Origin of the sequence: Providencia sp. CIM-Carb-044 (assembly GCF_033901115.1) — a bacterium.
Classification (GTDB): domain Bacteria; phylum Pseudomonadota; class Gammaproteobacteria; order Enterobacterales; family Enterobacteriaceae; genus Providencia; species Providencia hangzhouensis.
In genome coordinates this window covers 106681-123206 of record NZ_JAXADV010000009.1, presented here as the reverse complement: position 1 = coordinate 123206, position 16526 = coordinate 106681, and the positions used below count along the sequence as shown (strand labels likewise).

Annotated in this window: 15 protein-coding genes; 6 read left to right on the top strand and 9 right to left on the bottom strand. The window is 40.8% G+C overall.

What is annotated here, in order from left to right; translation table 11 throughout:
- Nucleotides 1-3: 3 nt before the first annotated feature.
- The gene (locus tag SJ312_RS16790; RefSeq protein ID WP_248447344.1) at nucleotides 4-1359 is read right to left on the bottom strand and encodes a type II toxin-antitoxin system HipA family toxin; all 1356 of its coding nucleotides are present in this window, start codon (nucleotides 1357-1359) and stop codon (nucleotides 4-6) included.
- The gene (locus SJ312_RS16785) at nucleotides 1349-1639 is read right to left on the bottom strand and encodes a helix-turn-helix domain-containing protein (protein ID WP_202941511.1); all 291 of its coding nucleotides are present in this window, start codon (nucleotides 1637-1639) and stop codon (nucleotides 1349-1351) included. The genes SJ312_RS16790 and SJ312_RS16785 overlap by 11 nt, the downstream gene beginning before the upstream one ends.
- Before the next feature lie 806 nt (nucleotides 1640-2445).
- On the opposite strand from SJ312_RS16785, the gene SJ312_RS16780 reads away from it, so the two are divergent.
- The 4 genes from SJ312_RS16780 to SJ312_RS16765 all read left to right on the top strand — a co-directional run bounded on the left by SJ312_RS16780 (nucleotide 2446) and on the right by SJ312_RS16765 (nucleotide 6037).
- On the top strand, nucleotides 2446-3756 hold the full coding sequence (locus tag SJ312_RS16780) for an MFS transporter (RefSeq protein ID WP_110592780.1): 1311 nt from the start codon (nucleotides 2446-2448) through the stop codon (nucleotides 3754-3756).
- A 48-nt stretch (nucleotides 3757-3804) separates the two neighbouring features.
- Nucleotides 3805-4452, top strand: a complete 648-nt coding sequence (locus SJ312_RS16775) for an RraA family protein (RefSeq protein WP_094962910.1) — start codon at nucleotides 3805-3807, stop codon at nucleotides 4450-4452.
- Nucleotides 4453-4461: 9 nt separating this feature from the next.
- Nucleotides 4462-5253, top strand: a complete 792-nt coding sequence (locus SJ312_RS16770) for a carbon-nitrogen hydrolase family protein (RefSeq protein WP_319868102.1) — start codon at nucleotides 4462-4464, stop codon at nucleotides 5251-5253.
- Nucleotides 5254-5413: 160 nt separating this feature from the next.
- Nucleotides 5414-6037, top strand: a complete 624-nt coding sequence (locus SJ312_RS16765) for a GntR family transcriptional regulator (protein ID WP_004906170.1) — start codon at nucleotides 5414-5416, stop codon at nucleotides 6035-6037.
- A gap of 77 nt (nucleotides 6038-6114) precedes the next feature.
- On the opposite strand, the gene SJ312_RS16760 is transcribed toward SJ312_RS16765, so the two are convergent.
- The 3 genes from SJ312_RS16760 to SJ312_RS16750 form a co-directional block, all read right to left on the bottom strand.
- Nucleotides 6115-7371 carry a nucleoside permease gene (locus SJ312_RS16760; RefSeq protein ID WP_094962907.1) on the bottom strand — a complete coding sequence of 419 codons (1257 nt, stop codon included), beginning with the start codon at nucleotides 7369-7371 and terminating at the stop codon, nucleotides 6115-6117.
- Nucleotides 7368-8285 carry a DMT family transporter gene (locus SJ312_RS16755; RefSeq protein ID WP_110592778.1) on the bottom strand — a complete coding sequence of 306 codons (918 nt, stop codon included), beginning with the start codon at nucleotides 8283-8285 and terminating at the stop codon, nucleotides 7368-7370. Before SJ312_RS16755 ends, SJ312_RS16760 begins: the two co-directional genes overlap by 4 nt.
- A 66-nt stretch (nucleotides 8286-8351) precedes the next feature.
- Nucleotides 8352-9170: a purine-nucleoside phosphorylase gene (locus SJ312_RS16750; protein WP_094962905.1), complete on the bottom strand. Its 819-nt coding sequence runs from the start codon at nucleotides 9168-9170 to the stop codon at nucleotides 8352-8354.
- A 189-nt stretch (nucleotides 9171-9359) separates the two neighbouring features.
- Between SJ312_RS16750 and SJ312_RS16745 the strand changes: the two genes are divergently transcribed.
- Entirely contained in the window at nucleotides 9360-10562 is a 1203-nt protein-coding gene (locus tag SJ312_RS16745; RefSeq protein ID WP_228677294.1) for an ROK family protein, read from the top strand.
- A 77-nt stretch (nucleotides 10563-10639) separates the two neighbouring features.
- A complete protein-coding gene (gene thiM / locus SJ312_RS16740; protein ID WP_153674010.1) occupies nucleotides 10640-11410 on the top strand; it encodes a hydroxyethylthiazole kinase in 771 nt (256 codons plus the stop codon).
- Between the two features lie 67 nt (nucleotides 11411-11477).
- Here the strand turns inward: thiM and SJ312_RS16735 are convergent, their stop codons facing one another.
- The 4 genes from SJ312_RS16735 to SJ312_RS16720 form a co-directional block, all read right to left on the bottom strand.
- Nucleotides 11478-12182 carry a lipopolysaccharide core heptose(II) kinase RfaY gene (locus SJ312_RS16735; protein ID WP_136135266.1) on the bottom strand — a complete coding sequence of 235 codons (705 nt, stop codon included), beginning with the start codon at nucleotides 12180-12182 and terminating at the stop codon, nucleotides 11478-11480.
- 189 nt (nucleotides 12183-12371) lie between these two features.
- Nucleotides 12372-13538, bottom strand: coding sequence for a nucleotide sugar dehydrogenase (locus SJ312_RS16730; RefSeq protein ID WP_096863641.1), 1167 nt, complete (start codon nucleotides 13536-13538; stop codon nucleotides 12372-12374).
- 44 nt (nucleotides 13539-13582) lie between these two features.
- Nucleotides 13583-14584 (bottom strand): NAD-dependent epimerase, encoded by a 1002-nt coding sequence (locus SJ312_RS16725; protein WP_036959200.1) that lies wholly within the window; start codon nucleotides 14582-14584, stop codon nucleotides 13583-13585.
- A gap of 226 nt (nucleotides 14585-14810) precedes the next feature.
- Nucleotides 14811-16472: an LTA synthase family protein gene (locus tag SJ312_RS16720; RefSeq protein ID WP_110592776.1), complete on the bottom strand. Its 1662-nt coding sequence runs from the start codon at nucleotides 16470-16472 to the stop codon at nucleotides 14811-14813.
- Between the last annotated feature and the right edge of the window lie 54 nt (nucleotides 16473-16526).

Here is a 16526-nt window from a genome sequence, read left to right as displayed (position 1 = left end):
TTCTTATTGTTGTAGAAAAAGCGCTGCATTTTCCTGTTTGCGCTGATCCAATGTTTTAGCAATCGCAGACACTGTTGTTTTACTGATACCTTGCTGCCGTGCAAGATGAGTAAATTGGCTGATAGCTTCTGCGACTTCTTCAATGACTTGCCTTGCATCATGCCAACTCCCATAGCCAGCGCTGGTCGCTAGTTTTTGCATCACCTTAAGCGGTGGCGCTTTACCATAACCTCCGAACGCAGTGGCGTGTTCGTTGAATGGATGTGGGCTGTAAGTCACATCGTAAAAAGGTGCAGGATTCCATTGACCGTCATCCGCTTGCATAAACGCCCAGTTTTTACTGTGGTCGTCTTGATTAGACGACAGCAGATTAAAAATGGCGCGGCGAAATTGCAGCTGCCCAGCAGCGGGGGATTTACACAACTGACGGCTGGCTTTAATTAAATCAATGTAATCTAAACTTGGCGTTCGAAAGTCTGCATCCAGTAGCCCGCAAGCGCTGTGCATATGCAATCGACCTGCACTGCGCTTTCTGCCTAAGTCGGCCTGTTCAGTGACATAATCAAAACGCTTAAGCGCTAACCAGGCAGGCGCACCGCTGGTAGGTGGTGCTTCAATGAGTTGCCATAGCGGTGGTTGACACTTAGCAAGTTCTGCCATTTGTAAATAAACCGCCTCACACAAACCTTCTTCATGGCCAAGTGCGAGATTTTTAGAGGTAAACTTCACCAGCCAAGCCTCATCTCCAGGCTGAGCGAAGGTTCGACAATGCTGAGTTTCCCCAGCAGGCATATAAATTTGTGCCTTAGGTCTTGCCCCACCCGAACTACCTCCGGCGACTAATGCGGCCAATACCTGTTGTGTATGCCCATCTAACTCATCGTGATTATCAACCATATATTCTGACATCGAAGAATCGAACAACGTTTGTGCTTCTAAGCCTAACGTCGCTAAATCAATATCCACGTGCGTGGTGGCTGAAAACTCAGACACCGGTGAAAAAAACAATGCTCCCATGCCTTTATCACCGACAAAGGCCAGTCTATCCATCGCCGTTAATTGATTAGGCAGGATGCCCTGTTGCCGGAAAATACGATCTTGTAACAGCATGCCCCAGCCATCGGGCAAACAATCTCCAAATACGCCATGTACACCTTGGTGTGGCTGCTTAGGTGCGACTTGAACTTGCGCGTTCGCATGCAGAGTAAAAGGAGATAAGTTGCCAAACTGCTGCAAATAGCTGTCTGCATACTGAAAAAAAACGCCTTGCCGATTCTGCGCCAAGACCCCTACAGCAACCTGCTCACCTGAGCTTAACGTACGAGTTACGGCGAGTTTTTGAATGGGTTTAAAACTCATCTTTTAACACCTCATCAATACTCGTGGGTATAGCAGCGCGTTCTTTGCTAGGTTGCGTGAGCTCGTACAAACGCCCAAGCGAGTCGAGGGTCTGCCATAGCAACAGCAATTGGCGAAATGAAATTTGCCCGGTCAGCTCAAATTTCTTAATGGTGGCCGCAGGTACACAGCTTCGCTCAGCAAGCGCCGCTCGTGACAGCTTTGCCTGCTTGCGTAACTCACGTAAATAAGCCGCATAAGCTTGGCTTACATCGGTATCATCAAGTAAGGTAAAATTCATCCGCAAAGACCAAGTGGTTACAGTTATATCCATTATAGCGAAATAAAACAGAACTTGGATACTATAATATCCATCAGTGCGTAGAGTGTTGAAAAAATTACTCGATAAAGCCTTTCAAAACTGCTATTTTTAGACCCTAACAGCAGCATAAAAACGGCCCTGTTTTTCCATTGCTAACCACTAAGATTTAGTAAAAGCCAGAGGCAAGTGGTGGGCAGTTTGGTGGGCAAACAGGCATTTTTGAACGGTTTCTTTTCGATAACTCATTGAGTTTGTTAGGGTCTAGGCCGCTACTCAATGAGCAGATTCAGAACATCGAATAATCACTCTGTTACGATTTTAATCTATAAAAAAGCCAACCGATGAAGTGACCTTATTTATCGTTTGGCTTTTTTCTTTGAAAAGATTCTCAAATTAACTCAAAATAGGTGTTTTGAACCTATATTCCACAACAACCCTTCGAAGATATTAAAAAATTTTTACCCAAGAAGTATTCGGGAAAAATAGACTATTACCACGATATTCATTATTTCTTTCCAAATAATGAATAGAAACGATTAAATCAATTTCCATAGAAATACATAATCATTTGATTTTTAATCATAAATATTATTTTCTTCCTGTTTTTTCAAAAAATAAGATCTCGCTCATAAATCAATCAAATGTTTTGAGTTCAATCACAGATAACAAAACAGATCTTTGACACCACAATAACGGCTTATTAACATCCATCTTGTATACAAGTTGAATTCAATATAAATACAATAAGGTTGATTACCTCGACAAACCAATAAAAAGGTAACTCTATGTCACATAATGATTCTGTTGTAACACCAGCAACAAAAGACTCACCAGGGCGTTTACGTTGGGGATTAGCAGCAATATTTTTTATTATCGGTTTGATTGCATATATGGATCGCGCCAATATTTCCATTGTTGCCGAACATATGATGACCGATTTAGGAATGAGCAAAGTTCAATTTGGCTTTTTGGGTGCGTTATTTTCGCTTGGCTATGCACTTGCCCAAATTCCAAGCGGAATACTTGCAGAACGGTTTGGTAGCAGGCTTATCGCAACCATTAGCCTTTACGTTTGGTCCGCATTCACAATATTAACGGTCGTTGCCCCTACCTATATTTGGCTATGTATCGTACGCTTCCTATTTGGTGTTGGAGAAGCGCCGCTCTACCCTGCGAATGCCGTCTTTAATACATGGTGGTTTCGCCAAAATGAAAAGGCACGAGCCGCTAGCTTCTTACTTGCCGGTTCCTATTTTGGGCCTGTGATTGCCCCCACCCTTACCGTATTTATTATGATTTCGTTCGGGTGGCATGCCGTTTTCTATATCTTCGGTGTGATTGGTATTCTTATCGGTATGATTTGGTATTTCTTTGCCAGAAATAAGCCTGAACAACATCCAAAAATTTCTCAAAGTGAAATTGCATTTATCCAAGGAGGCCGAACAATTAGTGAGCAAGGAGGTGCTGATGTTAAAGCCCCTTGGCGCAAATTTATGAAAGAACGTCCGTTCTGGGCTGTTGGTTTCCAATATTTTTTTGTCGCCTATATGACCACCTTGTTTATGATTTGGCTCCCCACCTATTTACAAGAGGCTCGTGGTTTCTCATTAACCCAAATGGGCGTTGCCGCCAGTTTTCCTTGGCTAGCAATTTGTATCGCGGTACTCACTGCAGGTTCAATTTCTGATTGGTTACTCAACAAAGGGTACTCACAGTTAGTCGCTAGGGGATATATCGCCATTACCGGTTTTATTCTCTTTATTGTGGGTATTTGCGGCGCTGCTCAAACTGAAAGTGCCATTGCGAGTGTTGCATGGCTAACTCTTGCACTCGGTTCTCTAGGATTACCAGTTGTGACCTCTTGGGCAATTGCAGCAGATAAGGGCCGCCAATATGCAGGCTCTGTCAGTGGATGGATGAATTTATGGGGCAATCTCGGTGGTGTTATTTCCCCCATTCTATGTGGCTGGCTTGCACAGCATTTCGGCTGGACCGTCGCTTTACTTTTCAATGTGATACCTATCAGTTTAGCGATTGTTTGCTGGTTTTTCATTCAGCCAGATAAACCATTAGCTGCTGCAGTTAATCCTGATTAATTTTCACCCATATACATTATGTTCAATACAATAAATAAAGGTGTCCCTATGTTTACATTAAATCCTCGTGTTGCTTGTTTTAGCTCGGAAATTATCGAAAGTTGCCGTGATGTTTGCCCGTCAACTATTGGACACATGACTGACTTCGGTTTTCTCAAAACATTACGCCCACAAATTGAACAATGCCAATTTATTGGTAATGCTGTAACTGTTCGTATTCCACATATGGACTCATCTGCCGTACACAAGGTTTTCGACATTGTGCAAGAAGGCGATGTTGTCTGTATCGATATGTCAGGGGATTATGATCGTGCTTGTTGGGGGGAAATGGTTTCTTATATGGCACGGGCAAAGAAAATTGCTGGTGCTGTCATTGATGGTTGTGTCACGGATATCAAAGCATTACGTGAGATTGGCGTTCCTATTTATGCACGTAAAGTGAGTCCGTTAACAACTCGAATTTTAGGTATTGAAGGCGCAATTAATGTGCCGATTAGCATAGATGGCGTAACGATCCATCCTGGTAACTTAATCATCGCAGATGGCGATGGCATTTTAGTCGCAGATGAAGTTACTCTGCAAGAGTATCGCCAACGAGCCCTTAATGCCCAACATGCTGAAATTGATGTTAAAAAGCGTATTGATGCCGGTGAAACATTAGCGGCAATTTCAGGTGCTGCGAAATTTTTTGAATAAGGAGGCTCTATGAAGATTGCAATTGCTCAGCTAGCCAGTAGCTCAGATAAAGCTCTAAATTTAAAAAAAGCATGCGAAGCTATACAAAAAGCCGCTCAAGGTGGTGCCGACCTCGTCCTATTACCGGAAATGTTTATGGCTTTTGTTCCAGCGGATAGTGGTATTAGCTATGCCGATGTCGCAGAGGCTGTTGATGGCCCTTTTGTCTCTCAGTTGGCAAAAGCCGCTCAACAATACGGTATTTATGTAACCTGTGGCATTTATGAAAGTGCCCCGAATGAGCCGAAAAGAGCATTCAACACGACAATTATGTTGAACCGCCAAGGTGAGCTTATCTATCACTACCAAAAAACACACCTGTACGATGCCTTTTCATATCAGGAATCCCTTAATATCATTCAAAGTAATAATGAATTAAAACCTGTGGAAACTGAATTTGGCAAAATTGGCGTTTTAGTCTGTTATGAACTGCGTTTCCCAGAAGTTGCTCGAAAACTAACCTTAGCTGGCGCTGACCTTATACTCGTTCCCACAGCATGGGTAAGCGGGCCACTAAAAGAAGAGCATTACCAAACATTAGTTAAAGCACGCTCTTTAGAGAACACAATCCCTGTCTGCGCATGCGACCAAACGGGTAATATTTTTATTGGTCGCAGCCTTGTTTGTGATGCACTTGGAGTAACTATCGCATCTGCTGGCTACGATGAAACACTATTTTTTGCTGAAATATCAACACAGCATACCGCAGAGACACGAGAAAAATTACCTTGTATGCAAAACCGACGCCCTGAGCTGTATTAGTCTAGAACTGGCAAGGATGCCGGTTTATTCAACAAGTTAAGTTCAATTACCCACCAAAATTTAACAGCATCCTAAATAATATAAAACTAGTGTATTACTTGTATACCAATCTATTCCTTTCTATACTCACTAAAATTTCTATTGTTAACACAAGATCCTGATGAAAGATAAACCACTAAGCCAACAGGCCTATACTGCAATTAAGCATAAAATTCTCAGTAAGCAATTTGGAGAGGAAAGCTACACCTCTGAAAATAGCTTAGTTGAGGAACTCGGTATGAGTCGTACTCCAATTCGCGAAGCCTTATATCAATTACAAAATGAAGGCTTAGTCAAAATTATCCCTCGTAAAGGTGTTTTTATTCAGAAACTATCGTTAAAAGAAACCAGAGATAATTATGATTTACGCTTAGCAATTGAGTCCCATGCAATTAAATTAGTTCGTGAATATTTAACTGATGAACATTTTTCTATCTTAAAGACGATTATTGAGCGGCAAGATGAATTATTGAAGAAAAATGACTATCAAGGTTGGATAAAAGAAGATGAACGCTTCCACCGTTTCTTCTTGGAATTACTGGATAACTCGGTTTTCTTAGATTTAGCGGATAATATTCGCCAGCGAGTCTATTTCCAACCTGACCCTATTTATCGCAATGAATATTATCATGAGTCTACACGCCAACATCAGCAATTAGTTGAACAACTCAAAGCAAAAGAATTTACCCTTGCGGAAGAAACGCTAACTGAGCATATATTGCGCGGCAAGCGTAATTATGTTTAGTGTTAAAACCAACAAAAAAAGAGAAAACCAAATTGATGGTTTTCCCTTAGATTAAATGTTATTTCTAACAACTTATCTTAGCTAGACTTAGCCTCTTTCAGTGCGGCGTCTTTATCGTGATGATAATGGAAGGTAAATTGGAAGATTATTGCTAATACAACAGTATAAGAAGCAAAAACTAACCAGATCATTTGCCAATCTTTAATACCATCCACCGTGTAATAGTCGACAACCAATCCACTTAATATCGCACCAAAATAGGCACCAACACCATTAACCATCGTCATAAATAAGCCCTGAGCACTCGCGCGCATACGCGTATCCACTTCTCTTTCAATAAAAATAGAGCCTGAAATATTGAAGAAGTCGAATGCACAGCCATATACGATCATCGACATTATTAAGAACATCAAGCCAATTGCTGATGGGTCACCAAAGGCAAAGAATCCAAAGCGTAATGTCCACGCAAACATGCTTAATAGCATGACAGTTTTAATGCCATAGCGTTTCAAGAAAAATGGAATTGCTAAGATAAAGCACACTTCTGCCATCTGAGAGATCGATAATAATATCGATGGATACTGAACCACCAAACTATCTTGGTATAACGGATTCAGACCGAAGTCATGCAAGAATGGATTACCAAACGTATTGGTAATTTGTAAAACCGCACCAAGTAACATAGCGAATAAGAAAAATACCGCCATAATAGGTTTTTTAAATAACACCAGAGCATCTAAACCTAGCTTACTGATCCAGCTACTTGAAATCGCTTTTTTATTAACATCAATTTTTGGCAAGGTTAATGAATAAAGCGCTAAAAGTAATGAACAGCCACCTGCAATATAAAGCTGCATACTACTTAGCTCAAATTTCAATAAGCTAATACTCCACATAGCAACAATAAAACCTACCGTACCAAATACACGAATAGGTGGGAAGTTACTCACTGAATCGAGCTGATATTGGCTTAATGATGAATAACTGATGCTATTTGAAAGAGCTATCGTTGGCATAAAGGCCATTGCATTAATTAACATCACCCAGAACATCACTGTTGAACTCGTGACTGTTGCGGCATAAAACAATGCGGCAGCCCCAATCAAATGACAAATCATATATAAACGATTTGCTGGAATATATTTATCTGCAATGATTCCGATAAGCCCGGGCATTAGAATGGCAGCAATACCCTTTGAGCTATACACCATACCGACTTCTGCACCTGAAAAACTCAATGTTTTCATCATGTAGGAGCCGAGTGTAACTAACCAACTTCCCCAAACAAAATATTGCAGGAAAAGCATGATTTTCAAGCGGGATTTAATATTCATACAAGGCTCCGTTTGGAGTTATATTTATTTGTTTTTATTTTCAACTCAGCAATGGCGACACCCATAAGGATGACAGCAACGCCAATAAACTGAATGAACTCAAGAGGTAACTGCAATACAGTCACAGATAATAAAATCGTGACGGGCAACTGCATTGAGCTAACAATGGTCGCTAAACTGGTACCTATCAGTGGAGTACCTTTGGCAAACATCCACATACCAAAGAAAGAACCAAAGAAAGCTAGGGGTAAACCATAAGAGAAAAATAGAGAATGAAACGTTGATGCGCTCAATAAGAATGTTGGCGGAACGATAATCGATGTCAAAATTGCGCCCCCTGTTACCATAATTGCAGAACGCATCATAGGATCTGTTTTAACCGCTAATGCACCACTGACATAAACACGAATAGCATTCGATAATGCCGCACATAGTCCTAATAGCACACCAAGCCAGTGAAATACGATCCCTGAACTATTTAACAAACCTGTCGCTAATACTGTCCCAATTAATATCACCACAACCGACACCATGGTCATTATGGGAGGAGCTTGACGGCTGACAACCGCATTAATGGCAACCCCCATCCATGTAAATTGCAAAAATAAGACGACACCAAGCGCCGGAGACAAATATTGCAATGATGCATAATATAAGAGTCCGGTTAGCCCTGTTGTCGTCCCAGTGAGTAACATTAATAGGCCTTGTTGTCGTGTTGGCCATACTAGACGTGCTTTTTTAATTAATGCGCCTGCGGCAACAAAAAACCACAGTAAAATCGCACCTAATACCGTTTGGCTACCGATGACATCATTCAAGGAATATCCTGCGCGGTAGGCCAACACGACGAGTGTTGAAAGAATGCCATAACTGCAAGCGCCTAAAGAAACTAAAATTAGACCTTTAAATTTCATTTCAATATTCACCTTATTTAGCGTTATGAACATCTTTATATTGTTTTGAGAAAAAGAACCTAAAAACTAGAAGCGAGCGATCACACCCGTCACCAATTTCAAGAAGGTGGCTTTAACTTTCTCTGCAGTTTCAATAACTTCGTCATGGCTAAGAGGTTGTTCTAAAATACCGCAAGCCATATTAGTTAAACAGGAGATGCCCACTGTCTTAATTTGTGAATGATGAGCGACCAGAGCTTCTGGTACAGTAGACATACCAACAGCATCAGCGCCTAAGGTTCTGATCATGCGAATTTCGGCAGGTGTTTCATAAGTTGGACCAGTCCACCATGCATAAACACCTTCACGAACAGAAACACCTTGTTCGGCCGCTACATCCTTGATTGTTTGGCGTAATTCTTTGTTATACACCTCACTAACATCCAAGAAACGCACCCCTAATTCAGGGTTATTTGGCCCCATCAATGGGTTATTTGCAGTTAAATTAATATGATCGGTAATAATCATCAGGTCACCTGGGTTGAAATCGGTATTTACTGCACCGCAGGCGTTGGTAATAATCAATTTTTCGACTCCCAATGCTTTCATCAAACGCACAGGGAAAGTGACTTGGTCGAGGGTAAAGCCTTCGTAGTAGTGGAAACGGCCTTTCATCGCAACCACATTTTTACCTGCGATGGTGCCAATCACCAATTCATTGGCATGCCCTACGGCTTCAGATTTGGCAAAATGTGGAATTTCGCTATAAGGAATATGTACTGCATTTTCTAATGTGTCCGCAAACGGGCCTAATCCTGAACCCAGAATAATGCCCACTGTTGGTTTAATATCTGTGCGAGACTGAATAAAGCTTAAGCTTTCTAGAATATCTTTTGTATGATGCATAGTTGTCTCCAAATTGACATCGACTAAAAATTGTTAAAATCGATCATAAAGCAATTTAGAAACAGAACAGCGATCTTAATCTCATTTTAAGAAAAAGAATTTAGATATGATGTGTCACATGAAGCAGAATCTTATGCGTATATTTGCTAATCTTTAGCGCAAGAGTCGGAATGAAAAGGAGTGAGGCGCTTGTTACATACACTATTAAATGAATTTCGCACCTCAAAAAATTCAAAAACACAAAAACTCAAAACGCTTTACCGGTTAATTTTAAACCATGGTCCCATTAGGGCAGAGACGTTGACATCACTGGCTAGCATGAAACCAGCAACTTGTGCTCGGTTACTCGACGAACTGGGGAGAAATCACTTAATTTCGACTTCTGAGCTCGGAGAGTCGACCGGTGGCCGCAAACCTATCCTCTATAATATCAATGCTGCTGATGGCTACCTAGTTGGCATTGAAATGAGTGATATATATTCGACGATAGTTTTACAGAACCTAAAGTTGGATATTTTAGGGATGGTAAAGGTCAAATATGAGCACCTAGAAACCGCAGAAAATATGGTGGATCATCTGCTCAATAAATTAGATATTTTATTAGCTGAACATGGAATTAACGTAAAAAGTTTGTTGGGTATAGGCATCGCCATCGACCATATATTAGAACGCGATAAACTGCCATATCATCAATATAACTCACGAATAAAAGAACTTCACGACTATATATCCAGTAAAGTCCCTTGCTTCGTATTACTCGGAAGTGGGATTAGTTTTGCGGCTTTTGCAGAGTATCGTTTACGCTATACCTCTGATAGCCAAAGGTTTTTATTTACAACCTGTGATACCGATATTCGCAGCTGTACCATCATCAACAATCAATACGCTCCAGCACCCATTAGCACCGCTCAAGCCTTTGGTCATACGACAATTGATATTAATGGTCAACGCTGCGAATGCGGGTCATTTGGCTGTTTAAAGCAATATAGTTCACTGTCTGCGATTAAGTCACGGGTGATCCAGCAACTCAGGTTGGGTAAAAGCTCAATAATCAATGAATTAGTTAATAATGAGTCTGAAATTAGCTACCATACTATTTTCCAAGCTCTCACATTGGACGATGCCCTGTGTCTCGAAGCACTTGGCGAGGCAGCCTATTATTATGGTATTGCTATCGCTAATGCGATTTTAACGACTCAAGCAGATGTGGTGGTGTGCGGCGGAACCCTAACACCTAAAAATCACTTTTTTGAGATGACCAAAAAGTCTATTGAAGAAAAACTCTCTATTTTTCCTCATATTAAGACACGTATTTACCCCGCCAATGATTCATACGAAATTGTTGCTCAAGGCGCTGGTGGAATGGTCATGGAGAAATACCTTGCTGATTAAGTGGTTCTTTCATTAAAACAGATAGAGTGTAGAATAAATCAACGAACCTATGCTCTATCACTATTAATGAGGGGATCATGTTAGAATTTGAACACATCAGCAACACGACAAAATCATTGGTACTACAACAGCTTACTTCTCAATCCCCACTTATTCATTGCATGACAAACGATGTTGTTCAGACCTTCACTGCCAATGTCCTGTTAGCGCTCGGCTGCTCTCCCGCCATGGTCATTGAACCCGAAGAAGCGGAGCAGTTTGCCGCTATCGCACATGGCTTGCTGATTAATGTAGGCACATTAACCACTGAGCGCCGACATGCAATGAAATGTGCGGTTAACAGTGCGAATCAAGCGAAAAAACCTTGGGTACTTGACCCTGTTGCCGCAGGTGCGCTTAGCTTTCGCACCCATTTTTGCCATGAATTGCTGACTCTCAAGCCTGCCGCTATTCGCGGTAATGCCTCTGAAATTATGGCATTGGTAGGAAACAGTGCTGGCGGCAGAGGCGTTGATTCCCTTAACACCACTGATGACGCTCTTCCCGCAGCACAATTATTAGCGAGACAAGCTAAGACAATTGTTGCGATAAGCGGGGAAGTGGATTACATCACCGATGGAATACGCACCTTTGCGGTTACTGGCGGCCATATTTTAATGACTCGTGTGGTCGGTACGGGATGCGCTCTTTCCGCGGTGGTTGCTGCATGTTGCGCTCTACCTGGTGATAGGCTACAAAATGTTGCCGCTGCTTGCGCTATCATGAAACAAGCTGGAGAAACCGCAACCCAGCGTTGCCATGGGACGGGCAGTTTTATCCCTGAATTTTTAGATGCGCTTTATCAATAGTTTTGTTGTGATCGATAACTTTGTTTTTTTCGGTAGTTTTGTGGTAATGAAAACTTGGCATAGCGAACTAGAGCCGAGTTTTCTTCCCTCTTATCTTTCTTGACCAATGACGAAAGTTATCTCTAAAACGAATAAAGCGATAAACAAAATTTTTGCTATCGGGTTCGATACCGTAAAAACGCTGTAATGCAATTAAATCATTTGCTTTGCAAATAGCAAAATTACCATAATCTGATAAATCAATAACCTTAAGTCCTTCCTTGGTTATAACAAAGTTCCCTGCATGGATATCATTAGAAGATAAACCATACCAATGCAATTGGTTGATAATGGCTTTCATCTCTGCATAATAAGGCTTGATATCATCAACTTCAGATAAAACAGTTCCTTCCACATACTCCGCAATAATCCATGTTTCTACTGACTCACGACCCACCATTTTTTCTGCGACAAAGTAAATATCATTCGTTACGGTACAACCGTTATTTTGTGCAGTCACTAAACGTTTCAATAAACGTGAATAAAAAGGGCCAGAAATAATACGCATCAGCCGTTTTTCAATACGCTTATCGCGTTCTTTTTCGCATTTAATAATATAACTTTGTCCATTTACATGAATACGAGCAACACTTCTCTCAATATTTCCGCTACTTAAATTCTTACCCGCGATCTTGCCATCAATATAATCATTAACAATTTGCCAAAAATCTATCTCACCTTCTTTTTGAAAGGTGATAAAACCGTCTCTTTGTTTTTTTATTATTTTCTGCATAACAAAATAGCCAATTTTTAATCAATTGACGGATGCTAGCAAATGGCAAACAACATTTCTTAGCGATTGTTGCAGAGTAGCGTTTAAAAATAGGTAACTTGTGCACTATGGCACAAAATAGATAGGGTTATTAGGTCTTAATATACAGAGATAGGTTAGCACGATACCAACCTACCCCATAAACGCGTTTTAATCGTTACCAAATAAATCTCGGGTATAGACTTTCTCTGCCACATCTTCCAGCTCAGGCACCATACGGTTGGCTAGAATAATGTCGCTTTCTGCTTTGAAAGTGTCGAGATCACGGATAACCTTCGAACGGAAAAACTCTTCTTCTTTTAAAACCGGCTCATACACCACCACTTCGATGCCCTTGGCCTTGATGCGCTTCATCACACCTTGTACCGCAGAGGCACGGAAATTATCAGAGCCCGCTTTCATGACTAAGCGATAAACACCGACTTTGCATGGTGCTTTAGCGATAATCGCATCGGAAATAAAGTCTTTGCGGGTGCGGTTTGATTCCACAATGGCGTTAATCAGGTTATTTGGCACATCATCGTAGTTAGCTAACAACTGCTTGGTATCTTTCGGTAAACAATAACCGCCGTAACCGAATGATGGGTTGTTATAATGGCTACCAATACGTGGGTCTAAAGAGACTCCCTCAATAATTTGGCGTGCATTTAAACCGCGACTTTCTGCGTAGGTATCGAGCTCATTAAAGTACGCCACACGCATCGCTAAATAAGTGTTGGCAAACAGTTTAATGGCTTCGGCTTCGGTTCCATCGGTAAATAACACGGGCACATCTTTCTTAATTGCGCCTTCCAGCAACAAATCAGCAAAAATTTTCGCACGCTCTGAACGCTCTCCCACCACAATACGGGAAGGATGTAAGTTATCCCACAAGGCACGGCCTTCACGTAAAAATTCAGGAGAGAAAATCACGTTGGTATAACCAAACTCTTCACGTAAGCGCGCGGTAAAGCCTACAGGAATAGTGGATTTCACGATAATCGTCGCTTCTGGGTTAATTTCATTCACATCATGAATAACAGACTCAACCGATCTTGTATTGAAGTAATTGGTTTTTGGGTCATAGTCGGTTGGCGTTGCTACAATGACGTATTGTGCACCAGTGTAAGCTTCAGTTTTATCTTCTGTGGCACGGAAATTGAGGGTCTTTTCCGTTAAAAACTGTTCAATTTCTGCATCAACAATCGGTGATTGATGGTTGTTTAACATCGCCACTTTTTCAGGGATGATGTCCACCGCAACCACTTCGTGGTTTTGTGACAGCAACATGGCGTTAGATAGGCCGACGTAGCCGGTTCCTGCGATTGCTATTTTCAAACTTGCCTCTCAAATCCTGCTAAAGATGTTACAGCTTATTGATATTATTGGTGGTAATAAGAACGGTACCAATCCACAAATGCCTGAACACCCTGCTCAATAGAAACTTGTGGGCGATAACCTGTCACATTAAACAAGTCTTCCGTATCCGCCCAAGTGGTGTACACATCACCCGCTTGCATAGGTAAAAAGTTTTTAATCGCTTCTTTACCCAGTGCCTTTTCCAGTGCAGAAATAAATTCAATCAACTTAACAGGCTGCCCATTACCAATATTATAGATTCGATATGGCGCGCTGCTTTCTGCAGGTGATGCCGAATGATTATTCGGGTTCGCTTGTGGAATTATATCTGAAATACGGATCACACCTTCGACAATATCATCAACAAAAGTGAAATCACGACTGAGATTGCCGTTATTATAGACATCGATAGGCTCGCCCGCCAAAATAGCTTTCGTAAACTTAAATAAAGCCATATCTGGGCGCCCCCAAGGGCCATAAACCGTAAAGAACCGCAGCCCTGTGGTCGGTAGCTGGTATAAATGTGAATAGGAGTGCGCCATTAATTCATTGGCTTTCTTTGTTGCCGCATAGAGTGAAATCGGGTGATCGGTTGCCATGTCAGTAGTAAATGGCGTCTTATCGGTTACGCCGTACACCGAACTTGAAGAGGCATAGACTAAATGCTTCACTTTTGCTTGGCGACAACCTTCTAAAATGGCGAGGTGGCCAGTTAAATTACTATCTGCGTAAGCAAATGGGTTTTCCAACGAGTAACGAACACCCGCTTGTGCCGCTAAGTGAATGACTCGGTCAAATTGTTCTTGTGTACACAATACACGGACAGTCTCACGGTCTGTGATATCAAGATGAATAAAACGAAATAACGGAAACTGCTCCAATAAATGTAAACGGGATTGTTTAAGCCCTTGATCGTAATACGCATTTAAGTTATCAATCCCGACAACTTCATGCCCACTCTCTAATAAACGTTGGCAAAGCGTGAAACCAATAAAACCCGCACTTCCCGTGACCAAATATTTCATATTCATTGTCTTCTAGCGTTAAACCATTCTAAAGCTCGAAATGAGCACCTAATTTCACAGAAAAATTAACTAAAATTAAGACAAAAAAAATAACGAATGGTTTTGTTATTAAAACAAAAAAGCGTAAAAAAATAATAAATTTTAAGAAAATATTAATATTTTAGGCAGGAAATAACAAAAAAGAGGGTATCAGCCGTAAATATCTACGGCTGATAATAACATACTCTTACATATCACCTTTATTGGCATTAGCTGCTTCTAAAGTTCCATAAACATAGTTGCGATAGCTATCAAGTAACTTTTGGTCTTCACAATCATTGAGTTTGCCATCACATAAGTGACGCATTTTGATGTTGGCTTCATAAAATGGGGAAATGTTTAAATTTGCCCTTTCTAATAAGATTCCGCCTAAGAAGGAAATATCTGTTAACTGGCCCGTTGTTATTGCAGTTCCTGATTTCAAGTTATCCCGCAAAGTAAATTGTGTTAGGTAAGCGGGTGATGAAAATGAAGAATTATACTGATTTAAGCTAATTCCTGGTTGATGGTCACCAAAATATAAAAACATCAACGGACGCTTACGTTTTTCAATGAATTCTGCGAAATCACGTATTGATGCATCTGAGGTTACGATTTTGTCCATATAATGGCTAAATTCACCTGCAGCATCTGAGTTTTTAATTTTGTCTTTTATACCGTAGTCATCACTATGGCTCTCTTTGTAAGGACCATGCTCATACATTGTAAGAGAGAAAATAAATACGGGTTTATCTGTTTCTTTCGCTAAGATTTCTTTTACATATTTCAGCATATCATCGGTGCTGATTGTCCATAAGTTATCTTGCAGTTTTCCTGGATAGCCAAGTTCTTGTGGTTGAATAATTCTATCAACCCCAAGCGTTTCATATGCATGCCCTGAATGGTATGCACCTTTATTAAAGGGGGTAAGTACCACAGTATAATAACCGTTGGCCTTCATTTCTTTGAATAAGCTATTTTTAAGGTGGTCAACGATAAAATAAAAGACACCGCTTTTTTGCGCACCAAAATCATCACTATTTAAGCCAGTTAGCGCTGAGAATTCAGATAACCAAGTTCCTCCCCCAAAAGTTTGTACCCGCATCTGACTATGCGCACTTACGCCACTATCTTGCTGGAACATAAATAAATCAGGAAGCTTAGTTCCTTCAGGTAAGTCATAAATATGTGGGTCAACAGTAGACTCTTGCAGTAATAAAACGATGTCTGGTTTTTCTGAGACTGCATTATTTTCTAGGGATATTGCTGCTGCTTTTTCCATAAAATAATCAGCTGAGCCTGCAAATTCAGGGGATTGATAACTCGCATTTTGTGCCGACATAATAATATTGGTCACTGTCCCTCGGCCTTTTGGCAACGTCTGAGACCATCTGTCATAATAATGTGAGCTTGTGAAGTTAATACCAAAGTAACCCGCAACAATAAGAACAACACCAATAACACGAGTCATTTTTGATTTACTCGGCTTGAGCAATCGCCAGCTAATAACCCCATTAATGACTAATAATATAAGCAACCCAACCAGTGCGACACCTGCTAACCAATAATGACCCAAGGTCCCCATATTGGATGTGTCTGTCATAATATTGATATCACTAAAGAAGAGTTGTTCTTTGTAATAATGAACTTTTAACTGATTCAGGAATTTTATGATGATAAATAATGTGCTGGTAATAATAGCGGAAAATAACCAGCGAGCTGTTAGCACCATTAAAATACCGAATAAAACGGCATATACACTGACCGATATGAGAGCAGGATAAATTACGCTACCTTTTTCAAAGACTAAGAAAAGGGAGCCAATAAAGATCAATGCCAGATAAAAGCCTGCAAATAACTTTTTCTTCATCAGTTTTACCACAAGTTTAATATTGGAGGTTGCTATGAGGCACTACTATAACGG

Excerpts from the sequence above, each read along its gene's own strand:
- SJ312_RS16790 (WP_248447344.1), bottom strand. The coding sequence starts at position 1,359 with ATGAGTTTTAAACCCATTCAAAAACTCGCCGTAACTCGTACGTTAAGC.
- SJ312_RS16785 (WP_202941511.1), bottom strand. The coding sequence starts at position 1,639 with ATGAATTTTACCTTACTTGATGATACCGATGTAAGCCAAGCTTATGCG.
- SJ312_RS16780 (WP_110592780.1), top strand. The coding sequence starts at position 2,446 with ATGTCACATAATGATTCTGTTGTAACACCAGCAACAAAAGACTCACCA.
- SJ312_RS16775 (WP_094962910.1), top strand. The coding sequence starts at position 3,805 with ATGTTTACATTAAATCCTCGTGTTGCTTGTTTTAGCTCGGAAATTATC.
- SJ312_RS16770 (WP_319868102.1), top strand. The coding sequence starts at position 4,462 with ATGAAGATTGCAATTGCTCAGCTAGCCAGTAGCTCAGATAAAGCTCTA.
- SJ312_RS16765 (WP_004906170.1), top strand. The coding sequence starts at position 5,414 with ATGAAAGATAAACCACTAAGCCAACAGGCCTATACTGCAATTAAGCAT.
- SJ312_RS16760 (WP_094962907.1), bottom strand. The coding sequence starts at position 7,371 with ATGAATATTAAATCCCGCTTGAAAATCATGCTTTTCCTGCAATATTTT.
- SJ312_RS16755 (WP_110592778.1), bottom strand. The coding sequence starts at position 8,285 with ATGAAATTTAAAGGTCTAATTTTAGTTTCTTTAGGCGCTTGCAGTTAT.
- SJ312_RS16750 (WP_094962905.1), bottom strand. The coding sequence starts at position 9,170 with ATGCATCATACAAAAGATATTCTAGAAAGCTTAAGCTTTATTCAGTCT.
- thiM (WP_153674010.1), top strand. The coding sequence starts at position 10,640 with ATGTTAGAATTTGAACACATCAGCAACACGACAAAATCATTGGTACTA.
- SJ312_RS16735 (WP_136135266.1), bottom strand. The coding sequence starts at position 12,182 with ATGCAGAAAATAATAAAAAAACAAAGAGACGGTTTTATCACCTTTCAA.
- SJ312_RS16725 (WP_036959200.1), bottom strand. The coding sequence starts at position 14,584 with ATGAAATATTTGGTCACGGGAAGTGCGGGTTTTATTGGTTTCACGCTT.
- SJ312_RS16720 (WP_110592776.1), bottom strand. The coding sequence starts at position 16,472 with ATGAAGAAAAAGTTATTTGCAGGCTTTTATCTGGCATTGATCTTTATT.